This is a genomic window from Nocardia sp. NPDC051321 (genome assembly GCF_044455225.1).
Classification (GTDB): Bacteria; Actinomycetota; Actinomycetes; order Mycobacteriales; family Mycobacteriaceae; genus Nocardia.
On sequence record NZ_JBITEM010000004.1, the window covers coordinates 354,238 to 368,553 of the forward strand.

A 14,316-nucleotide genomic window follows, 5' to 3' on the forward strand; every position below is an offset into this window, starting at 1 on the left:
AGAGCAGTGCTCTTGACTTTGCGTTCGCCAAAGTGGAACACTTATCGCAACAGAGAGCAGTGCTCACAAAGGAGTTAGATCATGGACCACAGCACCCGCTACATCGGACCGGCCGGCCTGGACCCGATCATGAACCGGATCTTCAACTGGCTGCCCAGGCTCGGGATCAGCGTCATGGGTTCGCGGCTGCTGGCGGTCCGCGGCCGCAAGAGCGGCGAGTGGCGCACCACGATGGTCAACCTGATGGTCCGCGAAGACGACGCTCGCTTCCTGGTCGCCCCGCGCGGACACACCCAGTGGGTGCGCAACCTGCGCGTGTCAGGCGGCGGCGAGCTGCGGCTCGGCCGCAAGGTCGAGCAATTCACCGCCACCGAGATCGCCGACGAAGACAAGGTCCCGCTGCTGCGGCTCTACCTGCAGAAGTGGGGCTGGGAGGTCGGCAAGTTCTTCGAGGGCGTCACCAAGGACGCGACCGACGCCGAATTGGCCGCCATCGCACCGGGATTCCCGGTTTTCCAGATCAATTGACGCGGTGGGTCGGACGCGGCGCACAAGATTGCCACCCGCGCCCGGAATTGCTGACGATCCGTTGCGCGACGAGCTATTCGATGCGCGGGCGGGGGCCGTGCTCCAGCGCAATCAGGTTGCGCGCGCCAGGAATTCGATCGCGGCCGCGTAGCCCTGGATGCCCATCCCGGCGATCACCGCGGTCGCGATCGGCGAGATGTAGGAGTGATGCCGGAACTCCTCACGGGCGTGCACATTGCTGATGTGCACCTCCACGATGGGGAGTTCCGGGATCACCAGCGCGTCCCGCAGGGCCACCGAGGTGTGGGTGAGCCCGCCGGGATTGATCACGATGCCCGATTCGGTACCGCGCGCCGCATGGATCCGGTCGATCAGCGCGCCTTCGGAATTGGATTGGAAGGCGGCGACCTCGCGGCCGCAGCGTTGCGCGGTCTGCCTGCAGAGTTCGACGACGTCGTCGAGCGTCGCCGACCCGTAAACCTCCGGCTGGCGAGTGCCGAGCATGTTCAGGTTCGGGCCGTTGAGAACCAGGATCGGACCGGGTGCGGACATGCACGCAACAGTAGTCCGTAGGGAATAGCCGGCCTTCCCGGCGCGAGCTTCCGCGTCCGGGCGGGTCGTCAGAGTCCCTGCGGCCCTTCCGAGCGCAGGTCGTCTACCTTGCGCATGGCGCCGCGCAGCTCTTCCAGCCAGGATTCCGCGTGCTTGCCCGCCAGTTTCACGGTCCAGGCCAGCGCGTCGGCCCGCGAGCGCGCCACGCCCGAGTCGACGAGGGTGTCGAGCACTTTGCGTTCGGGCTGCCGCAGCCGGGTCATCACGGGAACCGCCAGGTGCGTGAACATGACCCGTTCGCCGCCGACCGACACGCCCCATGCGACGCTGCGCCCATAGCGGCGCTGCGCCTCATCGGCGATCTGCATGCGGGCCCCTCGGGTGGACTCGCGGAAGCGGGAGATGGCGCCCTCCTTGGTCGCCTGCGGAACTTCCTCGGTGGACGCGTCCGCGTCGCCTTCCGCAGGTGCCTCGACGGGAGTCTTCTCGGGTTGGGTCAGGGGCAGTTCGCCGATCACGACGATCTCGTCGCGGTCGATCTCGATGACAGGGGAACCGACGAACCAGTCCTCGGGCAACCTGCCCGCGAACCAGTCCGGCGCGTCCGCGGGATCCGGTAGGTCGGCCTGCTGCCAGCCGCCCGGTCGTCCGAACCCTCGACCCCGATGTTCGTGTCTCATGAGGGGGATCACCTACTTACTTTTCAGCGTTGCTTACAGTGATTACAAGATTACGTCGCAATCCAAGCCAATGGTTCCGCTCTGTGCGAACAGAGTTCGCCGCTGGTTAACGGGGGTGATTTGCGGTTCATGGACCCTCGCCCTGGGTACTCATTGATCCGAAACGCCGAGTAAGGCAGTAAGCGCACAACTTTGCGCGGGGCCCCGGTACGGTAGCGGCGCCGGTTGTCGCCGTAGCACTGGACAACGTTCATGATCGGGCCCCCGAGACGGGAGATTTCGGGCACATTTGAGATGCTGAGCATAGGTAACGTCCTCGCGGCGTAGGCACCGCAGGCAGGTCTTTTTCAGGTACGGTGGTCTTGTTACTGGAGTGACAAGAGTGAAGAGTGGGCGACATGGATGTCTGGGGATCCCGCCGCCTTCGCGTCCGGGGTGCGATGGCACTCGCGGGCGTGGCGGCGCTCGCGATCGCGATGGGATCGTGCGGCGTACACGAGGGTAAGAACGAGGCCGAGGCTGTTGTAGAGCGCTTCACCGAACTGCTGGACAAGCAGGACTACGTCAAGGCTTCGGAGCTCACGTCGTACCCTTCTGCGGCTTCGGCAACGCTGAAGCAAATGTTTGCTGGGTTGCAGCCGGGCAAGGCGGATTACAAGAAGACGCAATACATCGGCCTCGATTCCGAAGCGGCGATCTTCAGCATGGACGCCGACTGGAACTTCGGCGAGGGCAAGAACTGGACCTACAGCCTCCAGGGCAACGTGCGCAAGCTCGCCATCGGCTGGCGCATCTCCTGGGACCCGGCGATCGTCATGCCGCAGCTCGACCACAATCGCACCGTGCGCCTGGTGCGCACCGAGCCGACCCCGGCCCCTCGGGTCAATGACATCGCGGGCCAACCGCTGATGACCGAGCAGACCATCAATGTGATCAAGCTCGACCCCGCGAAGATGCCCGACCCGGTCGGTTCCACCAACGCACTCGCCAAGGCCATCGAGCCGGTCGCGCCCCTGATCACCGGGCCGTCGCTGATGCAGCAGGTGGCCACCTCGCAGGGCAAGCCGGTGGTCGCGGTGAACCTGCGCGAGCCCGACTTCGCGATCCTGGAGAAGGACATGGCGCCGATCCCCGGCGTGGTCATGGAGAAGCAGCCTCGGCTCATCTCCGCCGACCGCCGGGTCTGGTCGCCCATGCTCGACGCGCTCAGCAAGGTGCAGCAGGAAAGCCAGGCGAACCACTCCGGCTGGGGTGTGCAGGTTTTCGAACAGGACGGCCGCTTCGTCGGCCAGCTCGCGGGCACGCAGGGCCCGCCCGGCCCGGACATCGCGGGCACCATGGACCAGCGCCTGCAGCGCGCCGCGGAGGACGCGGTGGTGAGCGCGGCGACACCCGCCTCGATCGTGGCCATCCAGCCGTCCAGCGGCGCGGTGGTCGCGGCCGCGCAGAACACCCAGGCCAGCGAGCACGGACCGGTCGCCTTCACCGGGCTCTATCCGGTCGGCGGCAACATCGAGCTGTTCCGCAATATCGCGGCCGTCGCCAAAGGCAAGGCGCCACAGGAGATTCCGGCACAGGAGGCGGCCGAGGCCGCGACCGCGCTCGGCGTCGGCATCGACTTCAAGGTGCCCGGCCTCGACGAGGTGACCGGCAGGCTCGCCGTCGCAGGCCGCAGTGCCGAGCAGGTCAGGCAGGGTGGCGGTTCGGATGCCGTGCTGGCCAGCCCATTCGGGATGGCGATCGCCGCCGCCGCGATCGCCCGCGGCGAGGTGCCGCCGCCGATGATCGAGGTGGGCAGGCCGAGCACCACCGACGCGCAGCTCGCCCCGCTGTCGCCGGAGATCGCCGACCGGCTGCACGGCATGCTGCGCGATTCGACCAACGCCCCGGATCTCGCGAGCCTGCGCGGGTACCGCGATGTCAACGGGTACAGCGCGACCGCGGGACGGGACGGCTGGCTGATCGCGACCATGGGCGATCTGGCCTTCGCCATCCACATCAACGACGTGGACAGCGGCGACGCCACCGCGCGGATGGCGCTGCGGATGCTGCAGTCGCTGGCCGCGCCGGAGACCTGATTCGAACTTATTTCAACGCGGTGATGGCCGCACGCCAGCCGAGCAGGAACAGCGCGAGCACCACGGCCGCGACGAGGATGAAGCTGAGCGCGGTGCCCTGACCGCTGACCACGCGCAGCAGCATGCCGCCGCAGAGGGTGCCGAGCCAGACCAGGATTCCGGTGGGCCACAGGGCGGTTCCATCGAATCGCGCGTCGCGCCCCGCGTCGCCGAATACCCGGCTCGCGACGGCCACCGCCACGGTCCAGCCGATCGCCAGGCCGATCGCGAACGGCCACAGCGTGCGAAGTAGTCCGGTGAGTACCGCCTCTTCGTGACTGCGCCTGCCGATCGCGCAAAACAGGATTACCAGTAGCGCATCTACCACCAACGGCACCAGTTTCTTCACGCGGACAAGCGTAGTTGGCCGGGTCGACCCGAATGTGAAGCGGCTGCGGCGCTGCGTGTTCGCGCTTCAGAAGCGGCGCTCGGAGAATTCCTTCTCGAACTCGGCGTCGTCGTCTTGCGGTGTGCGGAACAGGAATAGAAACACGATCCAGCCGACGATCGCGACCAGGATGAAGCTCACCAGCCGGTAGACGAACGCGGCGGCCACCGCCTGCGCGGCGGGCAGCCCGGCAGCCGCGGTGAGGCCATAGATGAGCGTCGCGTCGACGTAGACGATCCCGCCGGGCGCGAACGGAATCGAGCCGACCGCCTTACCGATGGCGAAGGCGAGCAGCAGCCCGGCCAGCCGTGGTTCGGCGCCGACGGCATAGCAGGCGGCGCCGAGGCAGGCCACGTCGGCGAACCGATGCAGCACCGCCCACACCGCGACCAGGGCGCCGTCGCGCTTGCCGAGATCCACCGACTCCAACTGCGCGAGCACATCGCCGATCTTGTTGGCACCCTGGCCGGCCGGGCGCTTGCGTAATCGGTTGAGCAGGCTGAGCGCTTTACGCAGCAGCGCTTCCAGCGAGCCGGGATTGCGCGAGACGTAGTTGCCGCCCCACACCACCACGACCACCGCCGCCAGCGACAAGATCAATTTGAACGGCCCGATGGTCCCGCCGGACAGCAGCGTGCCGCCGACCCCGAGCAGTGCCAGACCCGCGGCGGCGACCACGCCGGAGAACACCAGCTGCCAGGACGCGACGATCGGACTCGCGCCGAAGCGCCGGGTCTGCCGATAGGTGAAGGCGGTGGAAAACACCTGGCCCGCGGGCAATGTGACGGACATGGCGGTGGCGCCGTAGACCACCGCAACGGATTTGCGCTGACTTACCTCGACACCCCCGGCGTTGAGCAGTTGTTTCTGCACCCGCCCGAATCCGCTCATCGACAATGCCTGCAGCCAAATACAGGCGGCGACCCATCCCCAGTGAATGTCGCTCAGTTTGCGCCACGATTCGTGTAGCCGCGGCCACAGATAGATTCCTTCGGCGATCAACAATGCCAGCAGGGCCACGCCGAGCACCCATTTGACCCACCAGAATTTGCCACGGCGGCGAGCGGTCGTTGGTGGCGGCGGTTCGCCTGCCCGTTCCCCATCGGCCGTCACCCGGTCAGCCTAACGAACGCACCGTTTCGCTGTCTGTAGCGTGTGCGCCTTCTTTCGGGTAGGCGAGCAGCGTTTTTCGCCGCCGTCCGCGCAGCTGTACCTCGTCGCCGGTTTCCCACTTGTCCTGCTCGCTTTCATCGGCGAAATACAATGCGCTGCCGGAGGCCAAGGTACGGCCCGGCTGGTCTTTGGCGAGTTCGGTCAGCCGGGATGCCTCGTTGACCGGATCGCCGATCACCGTGTATTCGAAACGATTTGCGGCACCGATATTTCCGGCGACGGCAAGGCCCGCCGATACGCCGATACCGATATCGAGGCCGGGCACTTCACGGAGCACCGCACGCAGCTCGCGGGCCGCGGCCAGCGCGGCGGTCGGCGCGTCCGGCCGGTCCAGCGGCGCGCCGAAGATGGCCAGCGCGGCATCGCCGACGAACTTGTTGACGAAGCCGTTGTGCCGGTCGATCACGTCCACCACGATCCGGAAGAACTCGTTGAGCAGGCTCACCACCTCGGTCGGCGGGCGCTCGGCCGCGGTCGCGGTGGAACCGACCATGTCGACGAACAGCACGGCGACGAACCGGGTTTCGCCGCCGAGTTCGGTGCCGTAGTCGAGCGCGCGCTGGGCGACCTCCTCGCCGACGTGCTGACCGAACAGTTCCTGCAGCTGGCGGCGCTTGGCGGCCTCTTCCATCATCCGGTTGAAGCCGACCTGCAGCAGCCCGATCTCGCTGCCGTCGAACACCTCGACCTGGACGTCGCGCGCGCCCTCCTGCACCCGGTCGATGGCCTGGCTGAGCTGGCGCACCGGGTCGGAGATGCTGGAGCCGGTGAGCATGGACAGCGCCAGCGCCTGCAGGATCACCACGCCGCAGAGCAGCAGGATGGAGATGGCCAGCGATTGGGCGGAGAACTTCACCTCCGAGGAGATCTGGGTGATACACAGCAGCACGATCGCGATGGTGGGGGCGAAAGTGCCCATGCCCCAGGTCATTGCCATCCGGGTGCCGACACCGGGTGTCAAAGTGTGGTCGAAGGTGCCCGCGGTCAGCGCGGCGGCGGCGACCGGGCGAAGGATGCGTTCGCCGAGCATGTAGGTGAAGCCGAACACGATGGTGGCGGCCATACAGAGGGTGACGATGACCGCGCCCGCCAGCTTGGGTTCCTCGGTGATGATCAGCAACGCCAGGATCGCGCCGCCGATCAGCCAGAGGGCCAGGTGCAGGATGGCCTGCCGCAGCGGGGCATGCAGCGCGGCCATCTGTTCTTGGCGGCTCGGTGGCCCGCCGCGCATCTGCCAGCGCATCACCGGGCGCAGCATCAGCGCGGACGCGGCCAGGCTGAGCAGGCCGCCGGTCAGGAAGACCAGGGCGGGGATGAGCAGGCCGGTGCTGCGTGCGCCGTCGTTCGCACCCTCGGGGACCGGCAGCCCGTACTGGATGAACGCCCAGACCAGCACCGCGCCGAAAGCGTTGGCCAGCAGCATCGAGGTCAGGTACAGCGGCCAGCGCGTTCGCATGGTCTGTTTGACCGCTTCCAAGGGCGCTGACACAACCAACAATCTAGCGTTTCGATCATGTGCGCCTCCCCGCGGCGCTGTTCAGCCCCCTGGCGTTCGCCCCGCCCGGCGCAGGCTGAGGGCGGACAACTGTCCGCTGTGCTCGTTATGCTCGGCCAGGTGACGGACCCCAAGCCAAGCTCGAAGCGGAAAGCCTCCCTGACGCGGCCTGCCGCTGACTCCGTACACCCGATCGTGCGGGTGTCGGCGGAGTGGGGCTGGCGCCTGCTCATCCTGTTCGCCGTGACGCTCGCCTTCGCCGCGATCGTGCAGAAGCTGGCGACGGTGATCATTCCGCTCGCCATCGCACTGCTCGCGGCCGCGCTGCTCGCTCCGCTGGTCGACTGGATGCAACGGCTCGGCGTGCCGCGGTCGGTGGGCGTGTTCGTCGCGTTGGTCGGGTCACTCGGGCTGGTCGCGGGGGTCATGACCTTCGTCGTCGAGCAGTTCATCGCCGGCGTGCCGCAGCTGTCCGACGAATTCACCAACAGCATTCACAAGATCCAGGATTGGCTGATCACCGGCCCGCCGCATCTGAGCAACGATCAGATCCGCAATGTGGGTGACCAGATCATCAAGACCATCCAGTCCAACCAAGACCGGCTGACCAGCGGGGCGCTCACCACCGCGACGGTCATCGCCGAACTGCTTACCGGCACTTTTCTGACCCTGTTCATCCTCATCTTCTTCCTCTACGGCGGCGATCAGATCTGGCGCTTCGTCACCAGGATCGTGCCGACCGACCAACGGGAGAAGGTGCGAACGGCCGGGCAGCTCGGGTTCGGCACGCTGGTCGGGTTCGTGCGCGCCACCGTGGCCGTTGCGGCGGTGGATGCCATCGGTATCGGCACCGGACTCGGCATTCTCGGTGTGCCGCTGGCGCTTCCGCTGGCCTCGCTGGTGTTCATCGGCGCGTTCATCCCGATCATCGGCGCGTTCGTCGCCGGGTTCGTCGCGGTGTTCATCGCGCTGGTGACCAAGGGGCTGATCACGTCGCTGATCGTGCTCGGCATCATCATCGCGGTGATGCAGCTGGAAGGCCATGTGATGCAACCACTGCTGCTCGGGCGGGCCGTGAGCATCCATCCGCTGGCGGTGGTGCTGGCGATCACCGCCGGCGTGGTGCTCGGCGGGATCGCGGGCGGTCTGCTCGCGGTGCCGCTTGTCGCGGTGCTGAATACGGCCATCCGCTCGCTGCTCGCGGACGGTCCGGAGGAGGTATTCGAGGAATTACAGACCGGTGAGGTCGAGCCGGACGATCCGGAGCCGGGCCGGTTCGATGTGGTGGCGACGTTGGCGAAGGAAGAAACCCACGAAACCAGGATCGCTGAGCCGGAATCCGATGACGGCGCGTCGAAAGGCCGAGCCTGACAGGGGGATCGATGGCGCGAGGGGCGGAGCCGCGCTCGTCCGATGTGGCGACCACGCCGCTGTGGCGGGCCGCGCAGGCGCTGCGGCTGGTGACGCTGCTCTACGCGGTGCTGCAGCAGGTCGCCTCGGCGCCCTACTATCAGAATCAGCGGCTGAGCTGGGTGCTCATCGCCTTGATGGCGGTGTGGTCCGGTGCGTCGGCGATCATGTTGTCGCAGTGGCAGTTTCCCGATGTGCGGCGCGTACGCCGCTGGGTGGTGTTCGGCGACCACGTCGTGGTAATCGCGCTGATGGCGGCGACCAGGCTGGTCGCCGATTACGACTGGTATCACGGACACCAGACGCTGCCGACGACCCTGTGGGCCACCAACGCGGTGATCGGGGCGGCGATCCTGCGCGGGCCGGTCGCCGGGGTGCTGTCCGGTGCGTTGATCGCGGCGGTCGCGCTGACCGTGCGCGACCAGTGGGGGCAGGACGTGTGGACCGACGCGACGGTGCCGGTGCTCGTTTCAGTCGGCCTGGCACTTGGTTTGGCGGCCAACACCGCCCGCCGCGCCCAGGATCAGCTCGAACGCGCGGTCCGGCTGACCGCGGCCACCGAAGAGCGGGAACGGCTTTCGCGCGAGGTGCACGACGGCGTGCTGCAGGTACTCAGCTACATCAAGCGCCGCGGCACCGAGATCGGCGGGCCCACCGAGGAATTGGCCCAGCGCGCGGCGGAACAGGAAGTGGCGCTGCGGGTGCTGATCACCGAAACCGCCGTTCGCGACGACTCCGGCGGGGCCGAGGTCGACCTGCGTCCGTTGCTCACCGTGCACGCGACGCCGTCGGTGTTCGTGTCGACGCCCGGCAATCCGGTGCCGATCGGACGCTGGGCGGGTGCGGAGATCGCGGCCGCCGTGGCGACGGCGCTGTCCAATGTGGCACTGCACGCCGGGCCCGACGCGAAAGCCTATGTGCTGCTGGAGGACACCGGAGACGCACTGGTGATCAGCGTGCGCGACGATGGCGTCGGCATCCCGCCCGGTCGGCTGGCGGAAGCGGAAGCCGAAGGGCGGCTAGGGGTTTCCCGATCCATCGTCGGCCGGATCGAGGCGCTCGGCGGGACCGCCGAGGTGCTCACCGAGCACGACGGCGGGGTCGGCTTCGGCACCGAGTGGGAATTCCGGGTGCCGCGAACATGACATCGTCGCGATCGACTCAGGAGGTGTGGCGTGACCGATAATGGTGCGACCGAGGCCATTTCGGTGATGGTGGTGGACGACCACCCGATGTGGCGTGACGGTGTCTCGCGCGACCTCACCGAGGCGGGCTTTCACGTCGCCGCCACCGCGGACGGGGTCGGCGCGGCGACCAGGCGGGCGGCGGCGGTGCGGCCGGCGGTGGTGCTGATGGACATGCAGCTGCCCGACGGGAACGGCGCGCAGGCCACCGCGGAGGTGCTGCGCGTCTCGCCGGACAGCCGGGTGCTCGTGCTCTCGGCGTCGGCGGAACGCGACGATGTGCTCGACGCGATCAAGGCGGGCGCCTCCGGTTACCTGGTGAAGAGCGCGTCGGTGGCCGAGCTGATCGATGCGGTACACGCGACCGCGGCCGGACAGCCGGTCTTCACCCCCGGCCTGGCGGGCCTGGTCCTCGGCGAGTATCGGCGGATGGCCACCGCTCCACCCGAACCCGACGAGCCACACCGCCCGGCACTGACCGACCGGGAGACCGAGGTACTGCGGATGGTGGCAAAAGGGTTGTCCGCCAAGCAGATCGCGTCGCGGCTCGGGCTGAGCCATCGGACCGTCGAAAACCATGTGCAGGCGACGTTGCGCAAACTCCAGCTGGCCAACCGGGTCGAGCTCACCCGTTACGCGATCGAGCAGGGCCTCGATGAGTAATAGGTGAGGCGAAAGTCGTACACCACTATCCGGGATTGCCCTGATACATGCCGCCCTTCGGATCGGTAATCTCGAACCATGGGCGGACCCGAATCGGAATCCACTGGCGTCGGCTCCGGAGACGCGATAGGCGACCGGGATCTACGCGTGTCCGACGTCGAGCGCGAGCACGTCGGCCAGCTGCTACAGCGAGCCGTCGGGCTCGGCATGCTCTCGCTCGGCGAGTTCACCGAGCGGATGGACACGGCGCTTGCCGCGAAGACGCGCGGCGAGCTGAATGCCGTGCTGATCGATCTGCCCGGTGTCCGCCTGGTCGGTCAGCCCGCCGCGCCGCCATCGACCTTCGTGAACACCGCCCCCTCGTTCGTGAAGCAGCACCGTCCGGCACTGTCCCCGCTCGGCGCGCACAACTCGCCAGGCGGCGTGATCCGCTCCCGGCTGTCCGGGGTGAACAGGCGCGGGCCGTGGCATGTCGCGCCGTCGCTGCAGCTCAACAGCTGGCTCTCCGGGGTGACCCTGGATTTCACCGAGGCCATCATGTCGACCCAGGTGGTCGAGCTGAACGTCGACGACTACTGCAGCTCGCTCACGCTGATCGTCCCCGCCGAAGCGACCGTCGACCTCAACGATGTCGAGCTGATCGGTTCCAGCGTCAACAACAAGGTCCGCACCGGACCACCCTTCGGCCCGCTGCACCTAGTGGTTCGCGGCCGCGTCCGCTTCGGCTCCATCACCGCCAAGCACACCTTCATGGCGCACTGGCGCCGCATGATGGGCCACTGACTCGGGAGCGCGGGTCAGGCGTTGACGCCAATGCGACGGGCGAAGGCGCGCATGGGACTTGGTGGCAATTCACTTGGCGCGGTGGATTTTCGGGTCGATGATTGGCTGATGCAGCCTCGGGGCCCTCGCCGCTTTGTCGATCGAGCGACCTTCGCCGCCCGATCGCGCAGTGCACCCATCATCGACTTGACGGTCTTTCGCGCCGATCAGGACGCTGCTGTAGACACCGGCTCGAATTCGGCGTGGAGCCTGGTGGGGTCAGTCGGCTAGCCCGGCTTGCACTACCCATTGACTGGGTTGGCCGGTGACGGACGCGACGATGTCGTAGTCACCGTCGTAGTGCAGCACGGTGTACCCGTGGCGCTCGGCCGTGGCGGCAATCACCAAGTCAGGCAAGGACAACGCGCGGTGTCGACCCGCTCGGATCAGCTCGATCTGGATGTCATTGACTCGGTCCCACACCTCGTCCGGTGTAGTCAGCCAGTCGAAGCCACGCAGCATTTGCCGCACCAACTCGAGTTCAGCGGATTTACGCACGCTGTAGAGGACCTCGTATTCGACGGCGCCGCAGATGGCCAACGTGCCGCGGGCAGACAACTCGTCTAGGACGGGCGCTACGGCTGGCTTGCCCCAACGGGCCAAGGCGGACTTGTCGACGAGGTATCGCTCAGTGCTCACTGGGTGTGTGCGACTCGTCGACGAGGCCGCCGGCTTTCACCCATGACGCGAACTGCTCCCGCTTGCGGCGGCGCACGACGTCAGCCAGGGCCGCGTTTACAGTTGCGACCTTCTTTGATGTTCCGAGGATCTCCGCGGCCTGTGCCAACAGATCATCGTCGATATCGAGCACGGTGCGGGTCATCGGCACCTCCAAGTTTGATATCGTTTTCCACCCCATTGTATATCCTCCCCATCGAATTCAGGTGGACGACCGTTCAGTGTGGGCCGTCTGCTGGTGTATTCGTCGCCGTCGCGGGGTCGGATCGGTTGGTCGATGGCCCTGCTCGGATCCGGCTGGCTGTCATCCCGACGTGGTGTCGCCTGTGGCTGAACTCGCGTAGTTATCTGGCGTCTACCGGGGGTTATTACTCATGTTGGCGGGTGGGTGGGGCGGACAGCATGGGGTTATGACCACATCTATCGATCCGGCGTTGATTTCGCGCATCTCGGGGGAGTTCTCTGCGTTGGGGGCGCAGATGGGGGTGCTCGGGCGGGATTTGGAGTTGTTGCGGACTCAGGTGGTGGGGGGTTCTGTTGGGGTGCAAGAAGTTTCGGCCGAGGCGGGGGGCTCACCGGCGGAGGGGGCTCGGACTCCGGTGGCTGGCCCGGCGGCTCAGATGCCTTGGCCGGGGCAGCCGGTCCCGCCTGGCATGGTTGTACCGTCCTACGTTCCGCGGTTTGCTCCGGCGGCGCAGGGTTGGGCTCCGGGGGCGCAGGGTGGGGCGATGCCGCCGAATGCGGGGCGGGGGCCGGTGCCGCCGATGGGTGCGCCGATGCTGCCGCCGGGGATGCGGCCGCCGCCTCCGCCGCGGCCGGGGCCGCCCGTTCCGCATACGCCGTGGTGGCAGCGGGATGGGGTGATCAGTCGGCTGCTCGCGGTGGCGGGGGTGGCCGTCACGTTGATCGGCGTGGTGATGCTGCTGGTGCTCGCGGCGCAGGCGGGGTTGTTCGGGCCGGTGCCGAGGGTTGTTGCGGGCGCGGTGTTCTCGGCGGTGCTAGTGGCGGCGGGGATGCGGATATTCGGTCGGGCCGGTGGCCGGGTCGGCGGTATTGCGTTGGCGGCCACCGGTATCGCGGGCGGATACCTCGATGTTGTTGCGGTGACCTCGATGTACCACTGGCTGCATCCGGCGCTCGGGTTCGCGGCGGCGCTGGGTGTCGCGGCCATCGGTGTCGCGCTGGCGATGCGGTGGCAGTCGCAGCCGTTGGCGGTGCTGGTCGTGGCCGGCGCGGCCGTGTTGTCGCCGGTGCTGACGACGGAGCTGGTGCTGCTGGCGTTCCTGATCGTGTTGCAGTTGGCCTGTCTGCCGGTGCAATTGGTGCGGGACTGGCCGTATCTGCAGGTGGTGCGGACGTTGCCCGCGGTGCTGGCCACGTTCCAGCTGATCGCGGGCGCGATCCTGAGCGGGCCGTCGGCAGGGGAACGGCCATTGCTGCTTCTCGCCGCCGTGGCGGTGGCTGTGGTGGGGCTGGCCGGGACCGTCTTGGTGGTCCGCCGCAGGCCTGCCGATCTCACCGCATCGCTGATGCTGGCGCTGGCAACGGTGCCGATGCTGGCCGCGCCGGGACTGTATGAGGTCGATCGGCCCATCGCGGCGACCATCGCGGGGATCGTCGCGGTGGTGTTGCTGGCGGTTGCCGGAACCGCGCTGGCGCCGAAATTGGCTGCGGTAGCAAAGATTCCGAGCCACACCGCGGTGGTCGCCGCCATCGCCGGGTCCATCGCGCTGCTCGAGGTCTGTGTCGCGGTGACCGATCCGCGAACCTTGCCGACGGCGTGGTTCCTGGTGGCGTTGGGCTTCCTCGGCGTGGCAGGACAACGGCGGTCCGGCGTCGCAGCGGGTATCGGTGCGGCGTTCGCGATACTCGGCGCCTTCGCGTTCCTGAATATCGCTGGGCCGGAAGTACTTGCCTCCCAGCGGCGTTCGGCGGATAACCTGAGCATCTCGACGGTGCTCGGCGCGGTACTCGCACTCGCCGTCGTTGCCGTTGCCGTGTGGTGCGCGCGCAGAATCCCTGGCTTGCGGAGCACCGCGGAGCTGCAATGGATCGCCGCGAGCATCGCAGGACTGTATGCGGTGACCGCCGCGACCGTCTCGATCGGCGTAGCGACCGGCGCGGACGACGGCTTCGTCATCGGCCACAGCGCCGCGACCATCCTGTGGATGGCGGGCGCCACCACCGCCCTGTTCTACGGACTCCGCAATATCGGCAGGTCCACCGCGGTGGCAAAGCTCGCGCTCGGCTCCGGATTGCTGGTCACCACAGCGGCTTTGGCCAAACTGTTCCTGTTCGACCTGGCCACCCTGGACGGCCTGGTCCGCGTCGCCGCATTCCTGGCAGTCGGCGTGCTGCTGCTGGGCGCGGGCACTCGCTACGCCCGCGCGTTCGCCGAAACCTCCACCGCTTCAGGCAATCCCGCCGGGGCAGCCGGAGCGTCGAACCAGGCCGAATAGCCCCTTGGCGGTCCGGTCGGCCTGCCAGAGGGATTTGCGTTTCGAAGATCAACTGGTTCGACCGATATCTGCCGACTGAGAAATTGATGGCTGTCGCGAGAAGTATGCGACAGCCATCAAATATTCGTCTCGACATCAATTCGTGCGCTACGCCGGGCATGGTCGAT

14 protein-coding genes are annotated in these 14,316 nt (G+C 67.4%); 7 read left to right on the forward strand and 7 right to left on the reverse strand.

Annotation, left to right across the window (positions count from 1 at the left end; genetic code table 11):
• The first annotated feature begins 81 nt into the window (after positions 1-81).
• Positions 82-528, forward strand: coding sequence for a nitroreductase/quinone reductase family protein (locus ACIA8C_RS11310; RefSeq protein ID WP_397133402.1), 447 nt, complete (start codon positions 82-84; stop codon positions 526-528).
• 111 nt (positions 529-639) lie between these two features.
• Here ACIA8C_RS11310 and aroQ read toward each other — a convergent pair whose 3' ends face one another.
• Positions 640-1,080: a type II 3-dehydroquinate dehydratase gene (gene aroQ / locus ACIA8C_RS11315; protein WP_397133404.1), complete on the reverse strand. Its 441-nt coding sequence runs from the start codon at positions 1,078-1,080 to the stop codon at positions 640-642.
• A 68-nt stretch (positions 1,081-1,148) separates the two neighbouring features.
• Positions 1,149-1,760 carry a hypothetical protein gene (locus ACIA8C_RS11320; RefSeq protein WP_397133405.1) on the reverse strand — a complete coding sequence of 204 codons (612 nt, stop codon included), beginning with the start codon at positions 1,758-1,760 and terminating at the stop codon, positions 1,149-1,151.
• Between the two features lie 398 nt (positions 1,761-2,158).
• Between ACIA8C_RS11320 and ACIA8C_RS11325 the strand changes: the two genes are divergently transcribed.
• A complete protein-coding gene (locus ACIA8C_RS11325; RefSeq protein ID WP_397133407.1) occupies positions 2,159-3,838 on the forward strand; it encodes an NTF2-like N-terminal transpeptidase domain-containing protein in 1,680 nt (559 codons plus the stop codon).
• Positions 3,839-3,845: 7 nt separating this feature from the next.
• On the opposite strand, the gene ACIA8C_RS11330 is transcribed toward ACIA8C_RS11325, so the two are convergent.
• The 3 genes from ACIA8C_RS11330 to ACIA8C_RS11340 form a co-directional block, all read right to left on the reverse strand.
• The gene (locus ACIA8C_RS11330; RefSeq protein ID WP_396995141.1) at positions 3,846-4,226 is read right to left on the reverse strand and encodes a DUF3054 domain-containing protein; all 381 of its coding nucleotides are present in this window, start codon (positions 4,224-4,226) and stop codon (positions 3,846-3,848) included.
• Between the two features lie 66 nt (positions 4,227-4,292).
• Positions 4,293-5,378 (reverse strand): YbhN family protein, encoded by a 1,086-nt coding sequence (locus tag ACIA8C_RS11335; RefSeq protein ID WP_397133409.1) that lies wholly within the window; start codon positions 5,376-5,378, stop codon positions 4,293-4,295.
• 4 nt (positions 5,379-5,382) lie between these two features.
• Positions 5,383-6,894 (reverse strand): adenylate/guanylate cyclase domain-containing protein, encoded by a 1,512-nt coding sequence (locus ACIA8C_RS11340; RefSeq protein ID WP_397133820.1) that lies wholly within the window; start codon positions 6,892-6,894, stop codon positions 5,383-5,385.
• A gap of 198 nt (positions 6,895-7,092) precedes the next feature.
• Between ACIA8C_RS11340 and ACIA8C_RS11345 the strand changes: the two genes are divergently transcribed.
• From ACIA8C_RS11345 to ACIA8C_RS11360, 4 genes are all read left to right on the forward strand, one after another.
• The gene (locus ACIA8C_RS11345) at positions 7,093-8,304 is read left to right on the forward strand and encodes an AI-2E family transporter (protein ID WP_397133822.1); all 1,212 of its coding nucleotides are present in this window, start codon (positions 7,093-7,095) and stop codon (positions 8,302-8,304) included.
• Positions 8,305-8,315: 11 nt separating this feature from the next.
• Positions 8,316-9,488 carry a MacS family sensor histidine kinase gene (macS, locus tag ACIA8C_RS11350; protein WP_397133411.1) on the forward strand — a complete coding sequence of 391 codons (1,173 nt, stop codon included), beginning with the start codon at positions 8,316-8,318 and terminating at the stop codon, positions 9,486-9,488.
• Between the two features lie 66 nt (positions 9,489-9,554).
• Entirely contained in the window at positions 9,555-10,190 is a 636-nt protein-coding gene (locus ACIA8C_RS11355) for a response regulator (protein WP_397133824.1), read from the forward strand.
• 126 nt (positions 10,191-10,316) lie between these two features.
• A complete protein-coding gene (locus tag ACIA8C_RS11360; protein WP_397133826.1) occupies positions 10,317-10,973 on the forward strand; it encodes a DUF1707 domain-containing protein in 657 nt (218 codons plus the stop codon).
• 258 nt (positions 10,974-11,231) lie between these two features.
• Here the strand turns inward: ACIA8C_RS11360 and ACIA8C_RS11365 are convergent, their stop codons facing one another.
• Complete coding sequence (locus ACIA8C_RS11365) at positions 11,232-11,651, reverse strand: PIN domain nuclease (RefSeq protein WP_397133413.1); 420 nt, start codon at positions 11,649-11,651, stop codon at positions 11,232-11,234.
• Positions 11,641-11,835 carry a type II toxin-antitoxin system VapB family antitoxin gene (locus tag ACIA8C_RS11370; protein ID WP_397133415.1) on the reverse strand — a complete coding sequence of 65 codons (195 nt, stop codon included), beginning with the start codon at positions 11,833-11,835 and terminating at the stop codon, positions 11,641-11,643. Before ACIA8C_RS11370 ends, ACIA8C_RS11365 begins: the two co-directional genes overlap by 11 nt.
• Positions 11,836-12,418: 583 nt before the next feature.
• Here ACIA8C_RS11370 and ACIA8C_RS11375 point away from each other — a divergent pair.
• Positions 12,419-14,149 (forward strand): DUF2339 domain-containing protein, encoded by a 1,731-nt coding sequence (locus ACIA8C_RS11375; RefSeq protein WP_397133417.1) that lies wholly within the window; start codon positions 12,419-12,421, stop codon positions 14,147-14,149.
• Positions 14,150-14,316: the final 167 nt, after the last annotated feature.

Coding starts and splice junctions, on each gene's coding strand:
- aroQ (WP_397133404.1), bottom strand. CDS start 1,080: ATGTCCGCACCCGGTCCGATCCTGGTTCTCAACGGCCCGAACCTGAAC.
- ACIA8C_RS11355 (WP_397133824.1), top strand. CDS start 9,555: ATGGTGGTGGACGACCACCCGATGTGGCGTGACGGTGTCTCGCGCGAC.
- ACIA8C_RS11310 (WP_397133402.1), top strand. CDS start 82: ATGGACCACAGCACCCGCTACATCGGACCGGCCGGCCTGGACCCGATC.
- ACIA8C_RS11320 (WP_397133405.1), bottom strand. CDS start 1,760: ATGAGACACGAACATCGGGGTCGAGGGTTCGGACGACCGGGCGGCTGG.
- macS (WP_397133411.1), top strand. CDS start 8,316: ATGGCGCGAGGGGCGGAGCCGCGCTCGTCCGATGTGGCGACCACGCCG.
- ACIA8C_RS11325 (WP_397133407.1), top strand. CDS start 2,159: ATGGATGTCTGGGGATCCCGCCGCCTTCGCGTCCGGGGTGCGATGGCA.
- ACIA8C_RS11340 (WP_397133820.1), bottom strand. CDS start 6,894: ATGCGAACGCGCTGGCCGCTGTACCTGACCTCGATGCTGCTGGCCAAC.
- ACIA8C_RS11375 (WP_397133417.1), top strand. CDS start 12,419: ATGCCGCCGAATGCGGGGCGGGGGCCGGTGCCGCCGATGGGTGCGCCG.
- ACIA8C_RS11370 (WP_397133415.1), bottom strand. CDS start 11,835: ATGACCCGCACCGTGCTCGATATCGACGATGATCTGTTGGCACAGGCC.